Annotated in this window: 22 protein-coding genes, 2 pseudogenes and 1 riboswitch; of the genes and pseudogenes, 23 read left to right on the top strand and 1 reads right to left on the bottom strand. The window is 39.1% G+C overall.

All coding sequences use genetic code 11. From position 1 onward, the window contains the following. Nucleotides 1-59: 59 nt before the first annotated feature. The 9 genes and pseudogenes from rho to H8S17_RS04335 all read left to right on the top strand — a co-directional run bounded on the left by rho (nt 60) and on the right by H8S17_RS04335 (nt 7173). Entirely contained in the window at nt 60-1481 is a 1422-nt protein-coding gene (rho, locus tag H8S17_RS04375; RefSeq protein WP_186866387.1) for a transcription termination factor Rho, read from the top strand. A 164-nt stretch (nt 1482-1645) separates the two neighbouring features. After that, nucleotides 1646-2110: a DUF2798 domain-containing protein gene (locus H8S17_RS04370; RefSeq protein WP_186866386.1), complete on the top strand. Its 465-nt coding sequence runs from the start codon at nt 1646-1648 to the stop codon at nt 2108-2110. Between the two features lie 171 nt (nt 2111-2281). Further along, the gene (rpmE, locus tag H8S17_RS04365) at nt 2282-2488 is read left to right on the top strand and encodes a 50S ribosomal protein L31 (protein WP_186866385.1); all 207 of its coding nucleotides are present in this window, start codon (nt 2282-2284) and stop codon (nt 2486-2488) included. 76 nt (nt 2489-2564) lie between these two features. Beyond that, nucleotides 2565-3473, top strand: a complete 909-nt coding sequence (locus H8S17_RS04360) for a DUF1385 domain-containing protein (protein WP_186866384.1) — start codon at nt 2565-2567, stop codon at nt 3471-3473. Then, nucleotides 3470-4309 (top strand): peptide chain release factor N(5)-glutamine methyltransferase, encoded by an 840-nt coding sequence (gene prmC / locus H8S17_RS04355; protein ID WP_186866383.1) that lies wholly within the window; start codon nt 3470-3472, stop codon nt 4307-4309. The genes H8S17_RS04360 and prmC overlap by 4 nt, the downstream gene beginning before the upstream one ends. Then, nucleotides 4302-5378: a peptide chain release factor 1 gene (gene prfA / locus H8S17_RS04350; protein ID WP_186866382.1), complete on the top strand. Its 1077-nt coding sequence runs from the start codon at nt 4302-4304 to the stop codon at nt 5376-5378. The genes prmC and prfA overlap by 8 nt, the downstream gene beginning before the upstream one ends. Before the next feature lie 226 nt (nt 5379-5604). Beyond that, entirely contained in the window at nt 5605-6336 is a 732-nt protein-coding gene (locus H8S17_RS04345; RefSeq protein WP_186866381.1) for an AlkZ-related protein, read from the top strand. 15 nt (nt 6337-6351) lie between these two features. Beyond that, a pseudogene (locus tag H8S17_RS17070) lies at nt 6352-6922 on the top strand (AAA family ATPase). 17 nt (nt 6923-6939) lie between these two features. Further along, on the top strand, nt 6940-7173 hold the full coding sequence (locus tag H8S17_RS04335) for an LPXTG cell wall anchor domain-containing protein (RefSeq protein ID WP_186866380.1): 234 nt from the start codon (nt 6940-6942) through the stop codon (nt 7171-7173). Nucleotides 7174-7212: 39 nt separating this feature from the next. Here the strand turns inward: H8S17_RS04335 and H8S17_RS04330 are convergent, their stop codons facing one another. Further along, entirely contained in the window at nt 7213-7659 is a 447-nt protein-coding gene (locus H8S17_RS04330; protein ID WP_186866379.1) for a metallophosphoesterase family protein, read from the bottom strand. 161 nt (nt 7660-7820) lie between these two features. Here H8S17_RS04330 and H8S17_RS04325 point away from each other — a divergent pair, with 161 nt between their 5' ends. The 14 genes and pseudogenes from H8S17_RS04325 (at nt 7821) to H8S17_RS04265 (ending at nt 21288) form a co-directional block, all read left to right on the top strand. Then, nucleotides 7821-8048: a purine biosynthesis protein PurH gene (locus H8S17_RS04325; RefSeq protein ID WP_186866378.1), complete on the top strand. Its 228-nt coding sequence runs from the start codon at nt 7821-7823 to the stop codon at nt 8046-8048. A gap of 106 nt (nt 8049-8154) precedes the next feature. Further along, nucleotides 8155-8628: an acyl-CoA thioesterase gene (locus H8S17_RS04320; protein WP_178052455.1), complete on the top strand. Its 474-nt coding sequence runs from the start codon at nt 8155-8157 to the stop codon at nt 8626-8628. Further along, on the top strand, nt 8615-10414 hold the full coding sequence (locus tag H8S17_RS04315; RefSeq protein WP_186866377.1) for an aminopeptidase P family protein: 1800 nt from the start codon (nt 8615-8617) through the stop codon (nt 10412-10414). Before H8S17_RS04320 ends, H8S17_RS04315 begins: the two co-directional genes overlap by 14 nt. Then, a complete protein-coding gene (gene polA / locus H8S17_RS04310; protein ID WP_186866376.1) occupies nt 10411-13062 on the top strand; it encodes a DNA polymerase I in 2652 nt (883 codons plus the stop codon). Before H8S17_RS04315 ends, polA begins: the two co-directional genes overlap by 4 nt. Nucleotides 13063-13070: 8 nt before the next feature. Continuing rightward, nucleotides 13071-13634: pseudogene (gene coaE, locus H8S17_RS17225) on the top strand (dephospho-CoA kinase); the annotation flags it as partial. A 75-nt stretch (nt 13635-13709) separates the two neighbouring features. Then, entirely contained in the window at nt 13710-15938 is a 2229-nt protein-coding gene (locus H8S17_RS04305; protein ID WP_243237974.1) for a cell division protein FtsA, read from the top strand. A gap of 4 nt (nt 15939-15942) precedes the next feature. Then, nucleotides 15943-16740 carry an MBL fold metallo-hydrolase gene (locus H8S17_RS04300; protein WP_178051912.1) on the top strand — a complete coding sequence of 266 codons (798 nt, stop codon included), beginning with the start codon at nt 15943-15945 and terminating at the stop codon, nt 16738-16740. Nucleotides 16741-16763: 23 nt separating this feature from the next. Next, on the top strand, nt 16764-17048 hold the full coding sequence (locus tag H8S17_RS04295; RefSeq protein ID WP_178051911.1) for an ACT domain-containing protein: 285 nt from the start codon (nt 16764-16766) through the stop codon (nt 17046-17048). A 13-nt stretch (nt 17049-17061) separates the two neighbouring features. Further along, nucleotides 17062-18426, top strand: coding sequence for a PFL family protein (locus tag H8S17_RS04290; protein WP_186866374.1), 1365 nt, complete (start codon nt 17062-17064; stop codon nt 18424-18426). A 120-nt stretch (nt 18427-18546) separates the two neighbouring features. After that, entirely contained in the window at nt 18547-19092 is a 546-nt protein-coding gene (locus H8S17_RS04285) for an RNA polymerase sigma factor (RefSeq protein ID WP_186866373.1), read from the top strand. After that, nucleotides 19073-19759, top strand: a complete 687-nt coding sequence (locus H8S17_RS04280; RefSeq protein WP_186866372.1) for a DUF4367 domain-containing protein — start codon at nt 19073-19075, stop codon at nt 19757-19759. Before H8S17_RS04285 ends, H8S17_RS04280 begins: the two co-directional genes overlap by 20 nt. 302 nt (nt 19760-20061) lie before the next feature. Continuing rightward, complete coding sequence (locus tag H8S17_RS04275; protein WP_178050318.1) at nt 20062-20331, top strand: hypothetical protein; 270 nt, start codon at nt 20062-20064, stop codon at nt 20329-20331. Between the two features lie 65 nt (nt 20332-20396). Further along, nucleotides 20397-20801: a hypothetical protein gene (locus H8S17_RS04270; RefSeq protein WP_178050317.1), complete on the top strand. Its 405-nt coding sequence runs from the start codon at nt 20397-20399 to the stop codon at nt 20799-20801. 97 nt (nt 20802-20898) lie between these two features. Continuing rightward, nucleotides 20899-21288 carry a hypothetical protein gene (locus H8S17_RS04265; RefSeq protein WP_186866371.1) on the top strand — a complete coding sequence of 130 codons (390 nt, stop codon included), beginning with the start codon at nt 20899-20901 and terminating at the stop codon, nt 21286-21288. Between the two features lie 59 nt (nt 21289-21347). Next, a riboswitch (ZMP/ZTP riboswitch) is annotated at nt 21348-21428 on the top strand. Nucleotide 21429: the final 1 nt, after the last annotated feature.

The raw sequence follows: 21429 nt of genomic DNA, 5'->3' as shown, positions 1-21429 counted from the left end.
TCCCCATGATATAAGTTTAAATCGTATCATATATATGCGTGAACAGGAGTTGTTAAAATATGAGAGAAAAATATGAAAGCCTTTCAGTAACGGTGTTAAAAGAATTGGCGAAAGCAAGAGGGTTAAAGCATTTATCAGGCTTAAAAAAGACGGAGTTAGTAGATCTGATGGTAGCAGAAGATGAAAAGGATGCTGCAAAACAGGCCAAAGATGCAGGAGAAGGAAAAACGACAGAGGGGACAAAGGCTGTAAAGGAAACAGCAAAAACAGAGTTAAAGACCGACACAAGAGGATCAGAAGATACAAGAAATACGGAAGAACAAAAAACAGCACAGGAAGTTTCCATGAAAGAGTTAGACAGCGGAATGACAGCAAATGGTATTTTAGAGGTCATGCCGGATGGTTATGGATTTATCCGCTGTGAAAATTATCTTCCGGGAGAAAAAGACGTTTATGTATCTCCCTCACAGATCCGCAGGTTTAACTTAAAGACAGGAGATATCATTGCAGGCAACACAAGGATAAAGACACAGCAGGAGAAATTCAGTGCACTTTTATACGTGACTTCGATCAATGGATTGCATCCAAGTGAAGCACAGAAACGGAAGAATTTTGAAGATCTGACACCGATTTTTCCAAATGAAAGAATCCGTTTAGAGCAGCCGGGGGCATCTGTGGCAATGCGTATCGTCGATCTGGTATCACCGATCGGAAAGGGACAGCGTGGTATGATCGTTTCCCAGCCGAAGGCAGGTAAGACAACCTTATTAAAACAGATCGCAAAGTCTGTCACAAAAGCATATCCAAATATGCATCTGATCATTTTATTGATCGATGAAAGACCGGAAGAAGTAACTGATATCAAAGAAGCGATCGAGGGCAATAATGTAGAAGTTATCTATTCCACATTTGATGAACTTCCAGAACATCATAAACGTGTATCAGAGATGGTGATTGAACGTGCAAAACGTTTAGTAGAACATCGCAAAGATGTTATGATCCTGTTAGACAGCATCACCCGTTTGGCAAGGGCATATAACCTTACCGTTCCACCAAGTGGAAGAACGTTATCCGGTGGTCTTGATCCTGCAGCACTCCATATGCCGAAACGATTCTTTGGTGCAGCAAGAAATATGCGTGAAGGCGGCAGTCTTACGATCCTTGCAACAGCATTAGTAGATACCGGAAGTAAGATGGATGATGTTGTTTTTGAAGAATTTAAGGGAACCGGTAACATGGAACTCGTACTAGACCGTAAATTGTCAGAAAAACGTGTATTCCCGGCAATCGATATTGTAAAATCAGGTACAAGACGGGAAGACCTCTTGTTAGACAGAGAAGAACAGGAAGCTGTTGATATGATGCGTAAAGCATTCAATGGAAGTAAATCAGATGATGCAGTAGAGTCTGTTTTAAATATGTTTGCACGAACGAGAAATAACAAAGAATATATCCAGATGATCAAGAAAACAAGGCTGTAGTTTTGAAAAAATACTTGCATTTTTTCTTATCAGTGTTTATAATCATAAAGCAACTGAAAAAGAATGCTATGGTATAAAATTGGAAACGACACAAGTGTATGCTTGATAACGAACAACACAGGTGTCTTTTTTGTATTCGTTTTTATGAAAAAGGAGAAAATTTTATGCCTAAAAATTTATTTCAAAACATTGTATTTACGCTAATGATGGCGTTTCTTATGGTTTACGTGATGATCTGCTACAACATTTCCTTAAACACAGGAGGAATGAGTAATCAGGTTTTTCTCATGGCTTTTCATGAGATGGTTATTATGTGGCCGGCAGCATTCATATTAGAATTTTTTATCGTGGATAAGCTGGCACACAAGCTGGCTTTTCGTTTAGTAAAGGCAGATGACCGTCCAATCATCATTATCTTAGCAATTTCTGTTATGATCATTTGTATCATGTGTCCGGTCATGAGTCTTATTGCAACTATATTATTTAAACAGGCGGGTTCTGAAATCATATCCGTCTGTTTACAGACAACATTTATGAATTTTCCGGTAGCTTTTTTCTGGCAGTTATGCTATTGTGGACCGTTTGTTCGTTTCTTATTTGGAAAAATGTTTCCAGACAATAAGAACTAAGTAACAAAATTAAAAAAATCATAAAATTGCTTGCATATTGTAATCCGGTGTGCTACAATTAAAAAGCTGTTTATCGGGATGTAAATTAGCAATCAAAGAAATCGTGTATATCTGCATGGCAGATATGAAACAGATCATTAAAATATGAAAATAATGTGCGAGGTGAAAGACATGAGAGAAGGAATCCATCCAGATTACTATCAGGCAACTGTAACATGTAACTGTGGCAATACATTCACTACAGGTTCAACAAAACAGGAAATTCACGTTGAAATCTGTTCTAAATGCCATCCGTTCTATACAGGACAGCAGAAAGCTGCTCAGGCGCGTGGACGTATTGATAAGTTCAATAAGAAATACGGCATGACTCAGAAATAATATACAGTGCGTGATGAGGTTGAGGTTCATATCTATGTAATCTCAACCTTTTTTTAATAGGAGTTTTAAAACAGATATGAGATATTCAGGAATTGGCGGACAGGCAGTCATGGAAGGCGTTATGATGAAAAACGGTGATGATTATGCCATTGCAGTCCGTACACCAGATCAGAAGATCGTCGTAGAGAATTTTGTGAGCGCAGGTCTATTCAAAAATAAAACAGTTAAAAATATACCGGTCATCAGAGGTGTAGTTAATTTTATAGAATCCCTGACATTAGGAATGAAGGCATTGACATATTCCGCTTCTTTTTTTGAAGATGAAGAAGAAAAAAAAGAACAGAATGAGAAAAAAGAGAATTTTGTGATGGGACTTACCGTGGCATTTTCCGTTGTGCTTGCAGTTGGTATTTTTATGATCCTGCCATATGGGATTTCATTGTTATTTGAGAAAGTATTTACATCACATTGGGTGATCGCATTGTTAGAAGGCGTGCTCAGGCTTTTGATCTTTTTAGGATATGTCGCAGGAATTTCCCTGATGCCGGATATCAAACGGGTTTATATGTACCATGGAGCAGAACATAAGTGTATCAACTGTATCGAGAACGGTTTGGATCTGAATGTGGAAAATGTACGGAAAAGTTCAAGACTGCATAAGCGCTGCGGAACAAGTTTTCTTTTGATCGTTATGTTGATCAGTATTTTATTTTTCATGTTTATACAGGTAGATCAGGGAGCACTTCGGCTGATCCTTAGGATATTATTGATCCCGGTGATCGCAGGAGTATCGTATGAGTTCATACGTTTAGCAGGCAGGAGTGATAATCCAATTGTCAATATTTTCAGTAAACCGGGACTGATGCTGCAAAAGATCACCACGCAGGAACCGCAGGATGATATGATAGAAGTTGCGATCGCCTCGGTAGAAGCGGTATTTGACTGGAAAGGATATGTAGAAAAGATCAGGCAGGAGGAAGTATGACTTATCGCGAAGCAATCGATCATGGAGAATATTTTTTACAGGAACATGATATTTCGGATGCAAAAACAGATGCGTGGCTCTTACTTGCCATGGTATGTAAGATAGACAGGAACTTTTATTATCTGCATATGCTCGAAGATATTACAGAAGAACAACTGACAGAATATGAATCCGTTTTAAAAAAGCGGGCAGAGCATATTCCATTGCAATATATTACCGGAGAACAGGAATTTATGGGGTTGAACTTTGTGGTCAATTCCAATGTCCTGATCCCAAGACAGGATACCGAAGTGCTCGTTGAGGAGGCGTTAAAGCAGATCAGACCGGGAATGGAAGTATTAGATCTTTGTACCGGTTCCGGCTGCATCATCATCAGTATTATGAAAAATGTGCCGCAGATCACAGCAACAGCATCAGATATTTCAAAACAGGCATTGATTGTAGCGAAAGAAAATGCTAAATTAAATGAGGTGTCCATACAGTTTGAATGTAGTAATCTGTTTGATAATCTAAAGGGTACATTTGATGTTATTGTTTCTAATCCACCATACATCAGGACAGAAGAAATTGCAAAACTGATGCCGGAAGTGCGTGATTTTGAACCGTATGATGCGTTAGATGGAAAAGAGGACGGACTGATGTTTTACCGACAGATCATAGAACAGGCAAAGCAGTATTTAAAGTCTGACGGTTATCTGATGTTTGAGATCGGTTATGATCAGGGAGAAGCAGTATCCACACTGATGAAACAGGCAGGATATGAAGATGTCAGAGTGGTAAAGGATCTTGCAGGATCAGACCGGGTAGTAACAGGAAAGGGAAGAAATTATGTTTGATAAATTAGAAGATATTGTATTGCGTTTAGAAGAAGTGTTAAATCAGCTGAGTGAACCGGATGTGGCTTCGGATGCAGAGCGTTTCCGTAAGCTGATGAAAGAGCAGAGTGATCTGACACCGATCGTTGAAGCTTATAAAGAATATAAACAGAACAAGCAGAATATAGAAGAATCTTTAGCAATGTTAGAGGAAGAAAACGATGAAGAAATGCGTGAACTTGCCAAAGAAGAATTAAATGAATCAAAGCAAAAAGTAGAAGAATTAGAAAAGACATTAAAGATCCTTTTACTTCCAAAAGATCCGAACGATGATAAAAACGTTATCGTTGAGATCCGTGCCGGTGCAGGCGGTGATGAGGCAGCATTGTTTGCAGCAGAAATCTACCGTATGTATGTACATTATGCAGAAGGCCGCCATTGGAAAGTTGAAATGATGGAATGTGAAGAAATTGGAATCGGCGGTATGAAAAGTGTCACATTTATGATCACTGGTCAGGGTGCTTATTCGGTTATGAAATATGAGTCCGGTGTCCATCGTGTACAGCGTGTGCCGGAAACAGAGTCCGGTGGACGTATCCACACCTCAACGATCAGTGTTGCCGTTATGCCGGAAGTAGATGATGATATTGATATTAAGATCGAAGATAAAGATATCCGTATCGATGTTATGCGTGCATCCGGAAATGGTGGACAGTGTGTCAATACAACAGACTCTGCGGTTCGTCTGACACATTATCCGACAGGTATCGTTGTGTACAGCCAGACCGAGAAGTCACAGCTTCAGAACAAAGCGAAAGCATTTGCACTGTTAAAAGCAAAATTATATGATATCGAACAGCAGCAGCGTCACGATGCCGAAGCAGAAATGCGGCGCAGCCAGATCGGTACAGGTGACCGTTCGGAAAAGATCCGTACTTATAATTTTCCGCAGGGACGTGTCACAGACCACAGGATCAATCTGACATTGTATAAGTTAGATAAGATCATGAATGGGGATATTCAGGAGATCATTGATGCGTGCATTGCAGCGGATCAGGCAGCGAAGTTAGCGAAGATGAATGAGAATTAAAGATTTTTATTATATGAAAAAACGGATAGTATTGTCCGTTTTTTTGTTGTTTTAGGGATGGTACATCAGAATGAACAGCACTTGATAGAGTAGATAAATCAGGATATAATATGACTATGTCAAGAGAAGTTGTTATTTATGCAGTAGTAGACCGGCGGAAGGACTATTTAAATATTATCAGAGGGTTATAGATAATACTGCCAAAGAAACGGAGCAAACAGATCAAATGGGAAACGTATCAGGTGAATGGATCATATATGGTGTGGATTGGGACGATCCGGAGTGCATCCATACAGTAGAGGAAGCAGTTGAATACATAAATGAAGTTGGATTTCTTCCATTGTTTAAGAATGATATTCCGGGTTTTTCTCTTGAGGAAAGAACAGTTCCGGAATACTGGTGGTGTGATGAAGTAGAAAAAGATCCTTGGATGTGGAGGGCAGTCATTGCCAGAAGACATGATATTATCTATGGGAAGTTTTTTCATAAAAAAGCAGGATTTATTTCAAAAAAGTGGCTGCCTGTATTTGCTAATTACCGACGTGATGGATACGATTTTGATGCACTGTATGAAGATGGAAAAGCACCATATAAGCATAAGAAGATCATGGATAATTTCATTGACGAAAAACAGGATTCAGAAATGTATTCTAACATGTTAAAGAAGCAGGCAGGATTTGGAAAAGATGGTGAGAAGGGATTTGATGGAGCAATCACGAATCTCATGATGCAGATGTACCTTTGTAATTGCGATTTTAAGAAAAGAATAAATCAAAAAGGTGTGGAATATGGCTGGGATGTGGCTGTTTATTCTTCAATAGAACATATTTATGGATATGATCACGTCACCTCTTGTTATAAGGATGATCCAAAAGAGTCTTTTCAACAGATTATAGATTATATGCACAAGATCTATCCGGTAGCAACTGATGAGCAGATCAGGAAAGTATTAAAATAGCAGGAGGATCTATTTTTGAATCAACAATTTATCCAAGGCGTGATATTTGACTGGAATCACATAGATAAAAACAGTTATATAAATGAAATAGAAGCCTTTTGCGGCATTGAAAAAATTGATTTTTCAAATGCCATTACTTTTTTTGTTGGCGAAAACGGAAGTGGAAAATCAACATTGTTAGAAGCAGTAGCGGTTGCACATGGGTTTAATCCTGAGGGTGGAACAAAAAATTATTCTTTTTCAACGCATGACACACATTCAGAATTATGCGATGCGATCAGGATCGTAAAAGGATACCGAAAAGAAAAATGGACTGTATCTGTTTGACGAACCGGAGGCAGCACTTTCACCGCAAAGACAATTAACACTTTTAATGGAGATATACAGATGTGCAAAAGAAGGAGCTCAATTTATCATTGTGACACATTCGCCGATCTTATTAGGAATTCCGGATGCAGATATTTATTGTTTCGATGATGGGCAGCATTTATGCAGTTATGAAGATACAGACAACTATCAGATCACAAAAATGTTTATGGATCATAGGGATGTTTTATTGGACAGATTGTTAAAAGAAAAATCATAAAAAGGAGATAAGACAGAATGAAAAAGACAATGGCAATTATTTTAGGAGTTATTGGGCTGGTACTCGCTGGTTTTAGTGCAGTATTAAAATGGAAGAAACAGATGTCGGTTTCAATTATCGGTGGAGCAGATGGACCAACATCAATCTTTTTGGCAGGGAAAATCGGAAATGATTTTAGTGTAGCAGGAATTGTCGTTGGAATCCTGCTTTTAGTTATTGCCGGACTTTTGATGTTAAGAAAGAAAAAATGATGATTAAGATCGTGGGACAGGCAGATTGATCCCATCACATTACAGCATGATCTGCTGCAGTTTATAATCATCATCCTGCAATTCTAAGATTGCCATATGCTTGCCGTCACCGCGGTCATTGCCGGCACTTCCGGGATTGATATAAATTTTTCCATGACGGTTCTCATGTGAAAATATATGTGTATGACCGTAAATGATAAAGTCAGCATCTGTCAGATCAAGAGGCAGATCTGCGCGGTTGTGAACGAGATAGAACATTTTTCCACCAATCACAACAGGCATAAATTCAGGCAGGTATGAAGCCCATTCACCCTTATCACAGTTTTCGCGGACCATGTAAGAAGGGATCCCTATATTCAAAAAAGTTTCATAACACTTTCTGGTATGGAAGTCACCGGTATGGATCAGATAGGTGCAGTCTTTGATTATATCCATCCAGTCTGGACGGAAAATACCATGTGTATCAGAAAAAAGTGCGATTTTCATAAATCAATTCCTTTCCGTTAGCTAGATTATAGTTTGCTGGCATATACCAATAAACAGTAATCTGATTATAACAGTTTCAAATGAGTGTGTATAGAAAAACTTGATATTTCAAAGAAAGCGATACATAATTATCTTAATTACAAGCAAAAAGGAGTAAAGTCATGGAACAGTTTCTGATCAAAAATACAACAAGAGAACAAAGAGAAAAAATCGTCAAAGATTCCTTAGGATATGGAGATATCGGCTGCGATGATGCATTTGATGCCTATGACATGTATCTTCCATATATCGAAGGAAAGAAAGAACTGCGTGAGATCACGATGGAATATCAGGCAAATTATGTAAAAGATATGGAACGTGAAGAAAGAGGAAGATGCTGTCCGTTTTAAGCCCCATTTAAGTGCAGCATCTCTTGAAAATTCCCGCCCACTGTGACATAATAGTAATGTTAAAGTGATGTCAGAAAGGTATTCTGACCAAAGGAGGTAATGAATTATGACAGGAAAAGAGTTACAGATTTATGGACAGACAGAACCAATTCATATCAAGCCTTATGAGCATCATGCGAAATATTATGAAACAGACCAGATGGGCATTATCCATCATTCTAATTATATCCGCTGGATGGAAGAAGCAAGAATGGATTTAATGGAGCAGATCGGGTTATCCTATAAGGGAATGGAAGAAATGGAGATCATCAGTCCGGTTCTTTCCGTATCCTGTGAATATAAGAGCATGGTACACTTTGATGATATTGTAGTGATCGAAACAAAGATCACAGAATATAACGGAATAAAAATGAAAGTAGAATATCGTATGACAGATAAGAAAACGGGAGAATTGCGGACACTTGCAACAAGTGAACACTGCTTTTTGAATCGAAGCGGTAAGCCGATCTCCTTAAAACGGTCTTATCCGGAATTAGATACGAAATTTTTTGAATTTTATGGAGAAAATGACAATGACTGATCCGGTGCGTGTACGCCTTGCAGCACTTAGGGCACAGATGGCAGAACGTGGAATTGATATCTATGTAGTCCCGACAGCAGATTTTCATGGTTCTGAATATGTTGGGGAATATTTTAAAGCAAGAGAATATATGACCGGATTTACCGGTTCTGCCGGAACAGCAGTCATCTTGCAGGATGAAGCAGGACTCTGGACAGATGGCAGATATTTTATACAGGCAGCAAAACAGCTCGAAGGAAGTGGCGTGACACTGTACCGTATGGGCGAAGAAGGTGTCTGCACGGTCACAGAATTTATCAGGGATAAATTAAAAGAGAATGGATGTATCGGCTGCGATGGACGGGTACTTTGTGCAAAGACCGGAGAAGAATATCGAAAGATCGCAGAAGAAAGGCATGGTGCATTAAAAGCAGAAGAAGATTTAGTAGATCTGATCTGGACGGACAGACCACCGCTTTCCAAGGAGCCGGTATTTTTATTAGAAGAAAAATATGCAGGTGAAAGTATCGATGCAAAATTAGAAAAAGTAAGAGAACAGATGAAAGCAGAACATGCAGACAGCCACATTCTCTCGTCTTTGTATGATATTGCATGGCTTTTAAACGTACGTGGCAATGACATTGCATATGTACCGGTAGTGCTTTCTTATCTTTTACTCACAGAGCAGACTTGTATCTGGTTTTTGCAGGAAGATATTTTAACAGAAGACCAGAAAAAATATCTCTTAGATCATCAGATTACGACAAGACCATATGCATCTGTATATGAATATGTCAAAACTCTGCACGATCAGACCATATGGTTAGATAAAGAGATCGTCAATTATAAGATCGTACATGCCTTGCCGGAAGATGCAAAACTGCTTTGTAAGCAGAATCCGACAGAAATGTTAAAGGCAGTCAAAAATCCGGTTGAGATCAAAAATACGATCGCTGCACATATCAAAGACGGTGTGGCTTTTACAAAGTTTATGTACTGGCTGAAAACACATATCGGAAAAGAAACGATCACAGAGATTTCTGCTTCTGATTATTTAGAAGAAAGAAGACGGGAGCAGGAACATTTTATTGAATTGAGTTTTGATACGATCTGTGCGTATGGGGCAAATGGTGCAATGATGCACTATGCAGCAACGCCACAGAGTAATGCCACAATAAAACCGGAAGGATTTTTATTAGTGGATTCGGGCGGACATTACTTAGAAGGAACGACAGATATTACGCGGACTATGGCATTAGGTCCCATCAGTGCAGAAATGAAACGTCATTTTACAGCAGTCTGCCGGGCTAACTTAAATCTTGCAGATGCAAAATTTCTCTATGGCTGCAAAGGCATCAATCTGGATATTTTAGCAAGAGAGCCGTTGTGGAGCATGGAACTTGATTATAAATGCGGTACCGGTCATGGAGTCGGACATATTTTAAATGTACACGAAGGACCGAATGCATTCCGCTGGAAACAGCGTGGCAATGATGACAATGCAGTTTTAGAAGCAGGCATGATCACAACGGACGAACCAGGTGTTTATTTAGAAGGTGCTTATGGAATCCGTACGGAAAATGAACTTTTGTGCAGACAGGCAGGTAAAAATGAATACGGTCAGTTTATGTGTTTTGAAACAATCACATATGCACCGATCGATCTTGATGCCATTGACGCAGATGAAATGAGCAGAAAAGAAATAGAACTTTTGAATCAGTATCACAAAAAGGTATATGATACCTTATCACCATATATGACCGAGGATGAAAATCGCTGGTTAAAAGAATATACGAGGGCTATATGAGTAAAAAAATAGTATTGATCGATGGACATAGTATTTTGAACCGGGCATTTTTTGGCATACCTGATCTGACGAATGCACAGGGAGTCCATACGAATGCAGTTTATGGATTTTTAAATATCCTGTTTAAGATATTAGATGAAGAACAGCCGGAATATCTGACAGTAGCATTTGATGTACATGCACCGACATTCCGCCATAAGATGTATGCGGAATATAAAGGAACGCGAAAACCGATGGCAGAGGAATTGCGGCAGCAGGTACCTCTGATGAAAGAAATGTTATCTGCCATGGGAATCAAGACCATTGAAAAAGAAGGCTATGAGGCAGATGATCTGTTAGGAACGATCTCAAAGAGGGCAGAGCGTGAAGGTTTTGAAGTATCGGTCGTATCCGGTGACAGAGATCTGTTGCAGCTTGCTTCAGATCATATCAAGATCAGGATTCCAAAAACAAAGCGGAACGGTACAGAGATCGAAGATTATTATGCAAAAGATGTATTAGAACGTTATCAGGTGACGCCGGTACAGTTCATTGATGTCAAAGCGTTAATGGGAGATACAGCAGATAATATTCCGGGTGTACCGGGAATCGGGGAAAAGACAGCGACGAATCTGATCGTATCATATGGCAGTATCGAAAATGCACATGCACATTTAGAGGAGATCAAGCCAAAGCGGGCAAAAGAAAATTTAGAAGCACATTATGATATGGCAGAAATGTCAAAAACCTTAGCGACGATTGACATCAATGCTCCGGTCACATATGAATTTGAAGAAGCAAAACTGGGCAATTTTTATACCGAAGAAGCTTATGTATTATGTAAACAGTTAGAATTTAAAAATATGCTCAAACGGTTTGAGATCGATGTTCCACAGAATGATATCAGTACACATTTTTGTAAAATAGAAGATTTTGTTTTAGCAGAAGCAGCATTTGCAGAGGCAAAGGAACACCCTTGTATCGGAATGGCTTTTGCAGTAGAAAAAGGTCATTTTGACGGAGTTGCACTGTGTTATGGAGAAGCAAAGACAGCCTATATTCCGGTTGGCGGACTGATGAGTGAAGATTATCTCAAAGATCATGCAAAGATGATCGCATCGACAGCGAAAGAAACTGTTTTTCTGGATTTAAAAGAAGCAGTAAAACTCTTAGAACTGAATACAACAGATAAAGAATTACGAAAACATTTACATGACTGTGGGATAGCGGCATATCTGTTAAATCCCCTGCAAGGCACGTATCCATATGAGGATATTGCAAAAAATTATTTAAACCTGATGATCCCGTCACAGACAGATCTTTTAGATAAAATGAGTCTTGTATCGGCAATGGAAGAAAGACCGGAGGCGGCTTTAAAATGTATCTGCTATATGGCTTATACGGCATGGAAATCAAAGGATATTTTAACAGAGCAGTTAAAAGAAACCGGAATGTATCCATTGTATGAGGAAATCGAACTTCCACTTGTCTATGTGCTTTCTGACATGGAACGGGAAGGAATCATAGCTGATAAAGATGCGTTAGCTGCTTATGGAGAGAATCTAACGAGCCGGATTGCAGAACTTGAACAAAGCATCTATGATAAAGCAGGTGAGGAATTTAATATCAATTCACCAAAGCAGCTAGGAGTGATCCTTTTTGAAAAATTAAAAATGCCTAACGGCAAGAAAACAAAGACAGGTTATTCCACAGCCGCAGATGTATTAGATAAGTTAGCACCGGAATATCCGATCGTTGCAGAAATTCTAGAATACCGTCAGCTTACAAAGTTAAAATCAACTTATGCCGATGGACTTTCGAATGATATTGATGCTGATGGCAGGATTCACAGCACCTTCCATCAGACGATCACAGCGACCGGCAGGATCAGCAGTACAGAACCGAATCTGCAGAATATCCCGATCCGTATGGAATTAGGAAGACTGATACGAAAAGTATTTCTTCCGGCAGAAGACTGTGTGTTTGCAGATGCAGATTATTCGCAGATCGAGCTTCGTGTACTTGCCCATATGTCAGGCGATGAGCAGTTGATCGAAGCGTACAAAGAGGCAAGGGATATCCACAGAACGACAGCTTCACAGGTGTTCCATATTCCATTTGATGAAGTGACCGACCTGCAAAGGCGGAATGCGAAGGCAGTCAACTTTGGTATTGTCTATGGGATCAGTTCCTTCGGGTTAAGTCAGGATCTAAGCATCAGTAAAAAAGAAGCGGCAGAATATATCAAACGCTATTTTGAAACGTATCCAAAGATCAAGTCATTTCTGGACGGCTTAGTCAGCGAAGCAAAGGAAAAAGGATATTCCCTTACGATGTTTGGCAGACGAAGACCGGTGCCGGAACTTACATCCAGCAATTTTATGCAGAGATCTTTCGGGGAGCGTGTTGCTATGAACGCACCGATCCAGGGAACGGCAGCCGATATCATTAAGATCGCAATGATACGTGTCCATGACCGCCTGGCAGAAGAAGGACTACAGTCGAAACTGATCTTACAGGTACATGATGAATTACTGATCGAAACACACAAAGAGGAATTAACACAGGTGGAACAGATATTAACCGAAGAAATGCAGGGAGCAGCACAAATGTCTGTAACACTTGAGATCGATATGCATACCGGTAATAACTGGTACGAAGCAAAATAGGTGGCAGAATGAGATTTATTGGAATTACAGGGGGTGTAGGAGCCGGAAAATCTGAGATCCTGCACTATATAGAGAAAAACTATCCAGCAGAAGTGGTTTTAGCCGATGAATTAGCCCATACACTGATGCAGCCGGGAATGGACTGTTTTGCGGAAATCACAGAGGTGTTTGATGGAGAAGATATTTTTGCAGAAGATGGCAGCTTAGATAAAGGAAAGATGGCAGAAGTGATCTTTTCAGATGAGGAAAAAAGAGAGCAGATGAATGCCATTGTACATCCGGCTGTCAAGCGTGAAGTTCTGCGGCTTGCAGAACAAAAACGTAAGGAAGGTAAAATTTCTTATTTTATTTTAGAAGCGGCTCTTTTAATTGAAGAAGGATATGATAAAATATGTGATGAACTGTGGTATATTTATACAACAAGAAAGAACCGCAGAGAACGCTTAAAGGCAAGCCGGGGATATTCTGATGAAAAGATTGATGCTATTTTTCACAGCCAGCTTTCAGAGGAAACATACCGGGAATACTGTAAGGTGATGATTGATAATAATGGCACAAGGGAAGATACATTTCATCAGTTAGATGAGATATTTTCAGAAGAAACCGGAGAAAAAAAGACTTCAAAAACGCCCATGGGAGAAAAAGGAATGGAGAAGATGCAAACAGGAGAAGAATTAGTATTCGGTCTGGATATCGGTACGCGAAATGTCGTAGGAACCGTTGGATACCGGATCGGAAAAGAATTTGTAGTGCTTGCACAATATTCTACAGAGCATGAAACGCGTGCAATGTTAGATGGACAGATTCACGATATCGGCAGAGTTGGAAATACGATCCGGCTGGTAAAAGAAGCATTAGAAGAACAGATCGGCAAGAAGCTGACTTCTGTATGTATTGCAGCTGCTGGACGAGTATTAAAGACCGTTACGACAAATATCGAATATGAGTTTGAAACAGAAAGTGTTGTACTGGCAGAAGATGTACATACACTCGATCTGCTTGGCATTGAAAAAGCACAGGCGATCTTACAAGAGAAGAATGATACGAATTATAAATTTTATTGTGTCGGATATTCTGTCGTAAAATATTATTTAAACGGAGAGATCTTCTCAAATCTGATCGGGCATAAAGCAGAGAAGATATCCGAAGATATCATTGTCACATTTTTACCGGAAGATGTTGTGGATGGTTTATATGCAGCCGTTGGCATTGCAGGACTGACCGTTGCAAACCTGACATTGGAGCCTATTGCAGCAATCGATATTGCGATTCCTGAAAATTATCGTATGTTAAATATCGCATTGGTAGATGTGGGAGCCGGAACGTCCGATATTTCTGTCACAAAAGACGGCAGTATCATCGCATATGGCATGATACCGTTAGCAGGTGATGAGATCACAGAACTGATCGTGCAGAAATATTTAGTTGATTTCCAGATGGCAGAGCATATCAAGCTGGCATCTACTGTGGAAGAAGAAATTGAATATACAGATATTATGATGTTAAAGCATACGATTAAGGCAGAAGAAGTATGGGAATTAACAGAAAATATCGTAGACCGTATTACGACAGATGTTGCAGATAAGATCAAAGAATTAAACGGAGATCAGACCGTCAGTGCAACCTTTATTGTCGGCGGTGGTGGAAAGATCCATGGTTTTGAAACGATGTTAGCAGAGAAACTAGAACTTCCATATGAAAGAGTTGCACTGCGTGGAGAAGAAGTGTTGCAGGAAGTTACCTTTGAACAGCCGGAGATCAAGAAAGATCCGCTGCTTGTGACACCGATCGGTATCTGTTTAAATTATTTTGACCAGAAAAACAGTTTTATCATGGTACATTTTAACGGCGAACGGATAAAACTGTATGACAATAATAAATTGACGATCGTAGATGCTGCTATGCAGGCAGGTTTTCCGAATGAATACCTGTTCCCAAAACGTGGAAAAGAGATCAATTTCACAGTAAATGGAAGTCCGCGTATCGCAAGAGGAGAAGCAGGAGAATCGGCGATCGTAAAAGTCAACGATAAGATCACTAATATCAATGCACCATTGATCGCAAACAGCTATATTACTGTAGAACCGTCTACCGCAGGCGAGGCGGCAAAAGTAACCATAGCAGATATTACAGATTATACGCAGGAAACTGTGAATTTTATCGTCAATGGCAAGAATATCCACTGTCCGAAATTTGTAGAGGTCAATGGAAGTATCGAAATGTCTTCTTATGAGATCAAAGAAGGCGATGCCGTAGAAACGAGAAACTTTTATACAATAGGACAGTTGGCAGAATTTATGGATGTGGAGATCGACGCTGACCATGAGATTCTTGTGAATAACCGTCCGGCAGATTTCAATACCTTGGTATATGAGAATTTTACGGTAGAATGGGTTGCTGATGCCAGAGAAACAGATGGATTAACAGAAACAGAAGATACAGCCGTAGAAGAAAGCAGCCTGCAGGAAGAAGATATGCCAAATGAGCAGGCGGTCACAGGGACAGAAAATAGTTTGCAGGCAGATGGCAGCATCCGGCAGACAGATGCATCACAGGAAAATGATAAAATTGCAGAAGGGCAGACTGATCCCAAAACAGCACAGGATGCAATAGAAAAACCACAGGAGCAGACTGCGGAAGATACGAAAGCAGATACAGCAGAAAATGCCGGTATCTGGGTGATCGTCAACGGTGAGAGAGTTATCTTAACCGGAAAGGCAGAATATATTTTTGTCGATATCTTCAATGTGATCGATTTTGATCTTACAGTATCAAAAGGACGTTCCATCGTCACCAGAGTCAATGGAACCGATGCAGCATATATGCAGAAATTAAACAATGGCGATGTCATTGAAATCTATTGGGAAGAGAATTAAAAAAATGGAATTATGCAGTATTGCAAGCGGAAGCAGCGGAAATTGTATCATGGTAGGAGCACATGACTCCCATCTGATCATTGATGCAGGCATCAGCGGAAAAAGAATTGAACAGGGACTAAATAGTCTTGGACATAAAACTTCAGAGATGAAAGGTGTATTGGTCACACATGAACATATCGACCATATCAGTGGTCTTGGCGTGATCGCCAGAAGATATGGACTGCCGATCTATACGACTGCAGGAACGATGCAGGCAATCCTACAGACAAAATCTGTAGGAAAAATAGATGAATCCTTATTTCATATCATTGAACCGGATCATAAATTTATGATCGGAGAATTAGAGATTGAACCGATACAGATCTCACACGACGCAGCAGATCCGGTAGCTTATCTCGTAAGATGTGATGGCAGGACAGCAGGTGTGGTAACAGATCTTGGTACATACGATCAATATATGATAGACAAATTACGTGATATTCATGTATTATTATTAGAAGCGAACCATGATGTCAATATGCTTCAGATGGGTCCATATCCATATCCCTTAAAACAGAGGATCTTAGGTGACAGAGGGCATTTATCAAATGAACTTTCGGGACAACTGTTAGGAAGTGTATTACATGACAATTTTAATACAGTCGTACTCGGACATCTGAGCAAAGAGAATAATTATGCAGAGCTTGCCTATGAAACCGTACGTTTAGAAGTTACAATGGGAGATTGCCCCTATACCGGGAATGATTTTCCAATCCATGTAGCAAAGCGGGATCAGGTATCAGAGCTTATAGCAGTCTAAAACAATAAAAGAGGAGAATAACCATGGAAAAATCAACAGACAAGACAATCATTACTGTAGTTGGAAAAGATACAGTAGGCATTATTGCAAAGGTATGTACATATCTTGCAGACAATAAGATCAACGTATTAGACATTTCACAGACGATCGTGCAGGGATATTTTAACATGATGATGATCGTAGATATGAATGCAGCAGCAAAACCGTTTGGTGACTGCTCTAAGGAATTAGAGAAGTTAGGCGAAGAGATCGGCGTAAATATCAAGTGTCAGCGGGAAGAAATCTTCCAGAAAATGCATCGTATTTAATGGAGGGTAAGACATGATAAACATATGGGAAGTAAAAGAAACCAATGAAATGATCGAACAGGAGAACCTAGATGTCCGTACGATCACACTCGGTATCAGTCTGTTAGACTGTATTGATTCAGACCTTGATAAACTCAATAAAAATATCTATGAAAAGATTACAACAGTTGCAAAAGATTTAGTAGCTGTTGGAGAGAAAATCGAAAATGAATTCGCTATTCCGATTGTAAATAAACGTATTTCCGTAACACCGATCGCATTGATAGGTGGAGCAGCCTGTAAGACACCGGAAGATTTTGCAACGATTGCAGATACTTTAGATGCAGCAGCAAAAAAAGTAGGGGTGAACCTGATCGGCGGTTATTCCGCATTAGTATCAAAGGGAATGACAAAAGCAGATGAACTTCTGATCCGTTCCATTCCGATGGCACTCTGCCGGACAGAGCGTGTGTGCAGTTCCGTAAATTTAGCTTCTACAAAAACAGGTATCAATATGGATGCAGTCCGGCTGATGGGCGAGATTTTGTTAGAAGTAGCAGAACAGTCAAAGGACAGAGATTCCGTAGACTGTATGAAATTAGTTGTCTTTTGTAATGCACCGGATGATAACCCATTTATGGCAGGTGCTTTCCATGGAGTCACGGAAGCAGATGCCGTTATCAATGTCGGTGTCAGCGGACCGGGTGTTGTAAAAACAGCCTTGGAAAAAGTTCGTGGTGAGAGTTTTGAAGTATTATGCGAAACCATTAAAAAGACCGCATTTAAAGTGACTCGTGTAGGACAGTTGGTTGCACAGGAAGCATCAAGAATGTTAAATATCCCGTTTGGTATCATCGATCTTTCCTTAGCACCGACACCGGCGATCGGTGACAGTGTGGCAGATATCCTCTGTGAGATCGGTTTAGAATACGCCGGAGCACCGGGAACAACAGCGGCACTTGCCATGTTAAATGATCAGGTCAAAAAAGGCGGTGTTATGGCATCTTCTTATGTAGGCGGATTAAGCGGAGCATTTATTCCGGTCAGTGAAGATCAGGGAATGATCGATTCCGTACAGGCAGGTGCGATCACCTTGGAAAAATTAGAAGCCATGACCTGTGTATGTTCTGTAGGTTTAGATATGATCGCCATTCCGGGCGACACGAAAGCAACCACGATTTCAGGAATGATCGCAGATGAGATGGCACTTGGTATGGTCAACCAGAAAACAACGGCAGCCCGTCTGATTCCGGTTATCGGCAAGGGAGTTGGAGATACCGTTGAATTTGGTGGATTGTTTGGATATGCACCGATCATGCCGGTCAATCAGTTCTCCTGTGATGATTTTATCAACCGCAAAGGAAGAATTCCGGCACCGATCCATAGTTTTAAGAATTAAAAGAAAAGGCAGCGTAAAATGAATAGGGAAGGGTAAACTGTTTCGGCGGTTTACCCTCTTTTTCTGGCAGCAGAAAGTGTAAAAATGTATAGTTGGTATAGATGTTAAGGGGAGTATGTAATGATATATTTATCTTTATTGGAAACAGAAGAGGATAAGAAGTATTTCAAAGAGATTTATGAAAATAATTATTTGAAAATGTATCATGTAGCACTGGGAATTTTACATGATAAATCAGAAGCAGAAAATGCTGTGCATGAGGCTTTTTTGTCATTAGCAGAAAAATTTCAAAAATATTCTCATATTTCCGGTAGAAAAATGGATAACTTCTGCGTTTCTATAGTGAAGAACAAAGCTATCGATAGTATTCGCAGAAGCAGACATTACACAGAGGAAGAGATTGAAGATCTGAAACTGTATCAGGATGATAAACTGGTCAATCCAGAAAATATACTGCTAAGTGAAGAAACAAAAGGAATGATCAAAAAAGCATTAGAGCAGATTTCCGAAGTTTTCAGGGAAACATTAGTGTTAAAGTTTGTATATGAACTGAGTAATGCAGAAATTGCCTACATACAGGGTGTGTCAAGAAAGACAGTGGTTATGCGGATCTATCGGGGAAAGCAGATGCTAAGGAAGGTTATACATGAAGAAGACATGCAATAGCGAAGATACAGAAATGCGGGATTTTTTAGTGCAGATGCATGAGTACCAAATGGCACAGATTCCTCCGAAAGAAGTTTTAGAAGAAAAATACCGGCTATCTGAAATCTTTTATCAGAAGATGGATCGATTGCTGGGAAAGCAAGAGAAAAAAGTGAGATTTCGTCGAATAAGACATGGTATAACGGCAGCTGCTGTAGTCGGGATTATTCTATTTAGCGTTGCAAATCCTCAATATGTGGCAGAGGCTGCAAACAGAGTGATCCGATGGTTTACAGATCATGTTTCCTATAACTTTTATGATGGAAAAGATATTGACATTGTTCCACGATATACATTGGGGTATGTTCCGGAAGGATATGAATTAGATGCAGATGAATATTATGAGGATGGTGGTATCGTTTCCTATATAGATAATAGTGAAAACAGAATTACTTTCCTATATGGAGTAACAAGCAGTGAAACAAATCTGGATAATGAGCAAAAGGATTACATGATCTTAGAAGGAAGTAATGGAGAAACAATACATTATCTTAGAGCATGGGATGGAGAAGAAAGTTCCATCATGTGGGTCAATCAAGATAAAACAATAGATTATTGTATTATAGGAATCCTTAGTGAAGAGGAGTTATTAAAAGTACAGAAAAATATACAGATTGTAGAAGAATAAATTATGTAAAAGGTTGAAGATGAACTGATTTTAAGGCTTATCTTCAATCTTTTTTATTTACAAAAATTTTTTTGAAAAAATTGGTAGACTTTTTGGATTCTTGTGCGTTTCTTATATAGAAACATATGAAAAGGATGTTTTTAATACAAAAGAAGGGAGAAAATGCGATGTCTGAGGTGAAATTCATAGGATTCAAAAGTGGTTGATTAGCACAGGATGAAGGTTGATTTAAAAACATATGGTAATGAATGAAACAGAAACTTGATCATTAAAAAATCCTGAATCAGCAGGTCATATGGGATATGGATGGTGATAATATGAATTTATTTAAAAAGCAGATAATTTTATATATATTTTTATATGGAGGAATTTTATGTATTGGAATGGGCGTTGCAGGAGAACTGGGGATGCCGTTGCAGGTAATTTTAATTATTATAGGAGGGATATTGTTAATAGCAGGAGGAATTTATTTGTTTTGTAAATATCGTTGTCCTTGGTGTCATCGTACTTATCCATGGGGCTTATCTATTTCAACAGATTACTGTCCATATTGTGGAGAAAAAATAGAATAATCAAAAAGTTTGTAGTCTTTCATAATATATGAAGTGAATGTGTTTCTAGTGTGAAAGGAAAAAATATGAAGTTTAATATAAAAATAATCATGGGGTTAATGTTGGTATTTACTGTGCTGGTTGGAGTTGAAAGTACAGCTGTTCATGCATCAGAAGTATCGCTTTATTATGTGAATGCATCTAGTTGTATGGTAAGATTAAGTTATAACAATAATACAGCAAAATGCACAGTTTCCGTCACGGGCAAAAGTGGTACATCCAGTATATCAGGAACATTAGAATTGTATGATGTAACAGATGGGAAATCCATAAAAAAATGGACTATTTCTAAAACTGGCTCTTTATACAGCAGTAGCAAATCAAAAAAAGTAACCGTAGGACATAAGTACAGATTGAAATTTACCGGTAACGTATATAACAAAAATAATGTTGCCGAATCGGTGACTGCAAGTGTCACAAAGAAAAATTAGTTGTAAAATCATATAGCAGCCATTATACTATAAAGGAAAACCGATGAAATACATTGGCAAAATCAGTTTCAAAGTTTTAAAATAAAAGGTGACGTTTATGCGAAAAAAACTTATCGGTACTATGATCATAGTCATTGTCGGTATTCTCATTTATGCATGGAGCACTACCAGAAATGTTCAAATCTTGCAGGAGATGAAGGCATCAGATTTTGAAAAAATTGAAATATGGAATCATGGTGAATCTGTAGTGTTTACGGATCAGGAAGATATACAAAGATTTGTGGATATACTGCAATCTACACGTATACATAAAAGAAAATCTCCGGATAGAGCAGGGGGATGGATTATCGTAGATCTATATTATAAAAATGGGGAACAGGATGATATGGGGATTGCAGTTGATCAGATCAATATGGGAGCTGGAGAGTATAAAACAGAGAAAAATATTTATGATGATATCAATGAGTTGTATGAAGAACTGAAATAACAGTTCACGCGCACCATTCATACAAATATTGACTTTTTTATAAAACCGTGCTTAAATTGAATCCGTCATATGACTGACGGAAAGTAACGATTATTATATGAACTATAACTGATACAATGCCGACCGTCTGGGCAATATGCC

This window comes from Roseburia zhanii (assembly GCF_014287635.1).
GTDB classification, from domain to species: Bacteria; Bacillota; Clostridia; order Lachnospirales; family Lachnospiraceae; genus Roseburia_B; species Roseburia_B zhanii.
This window is presented reverse-complemented; position numbering and strand designations above follow the sequence as displayed.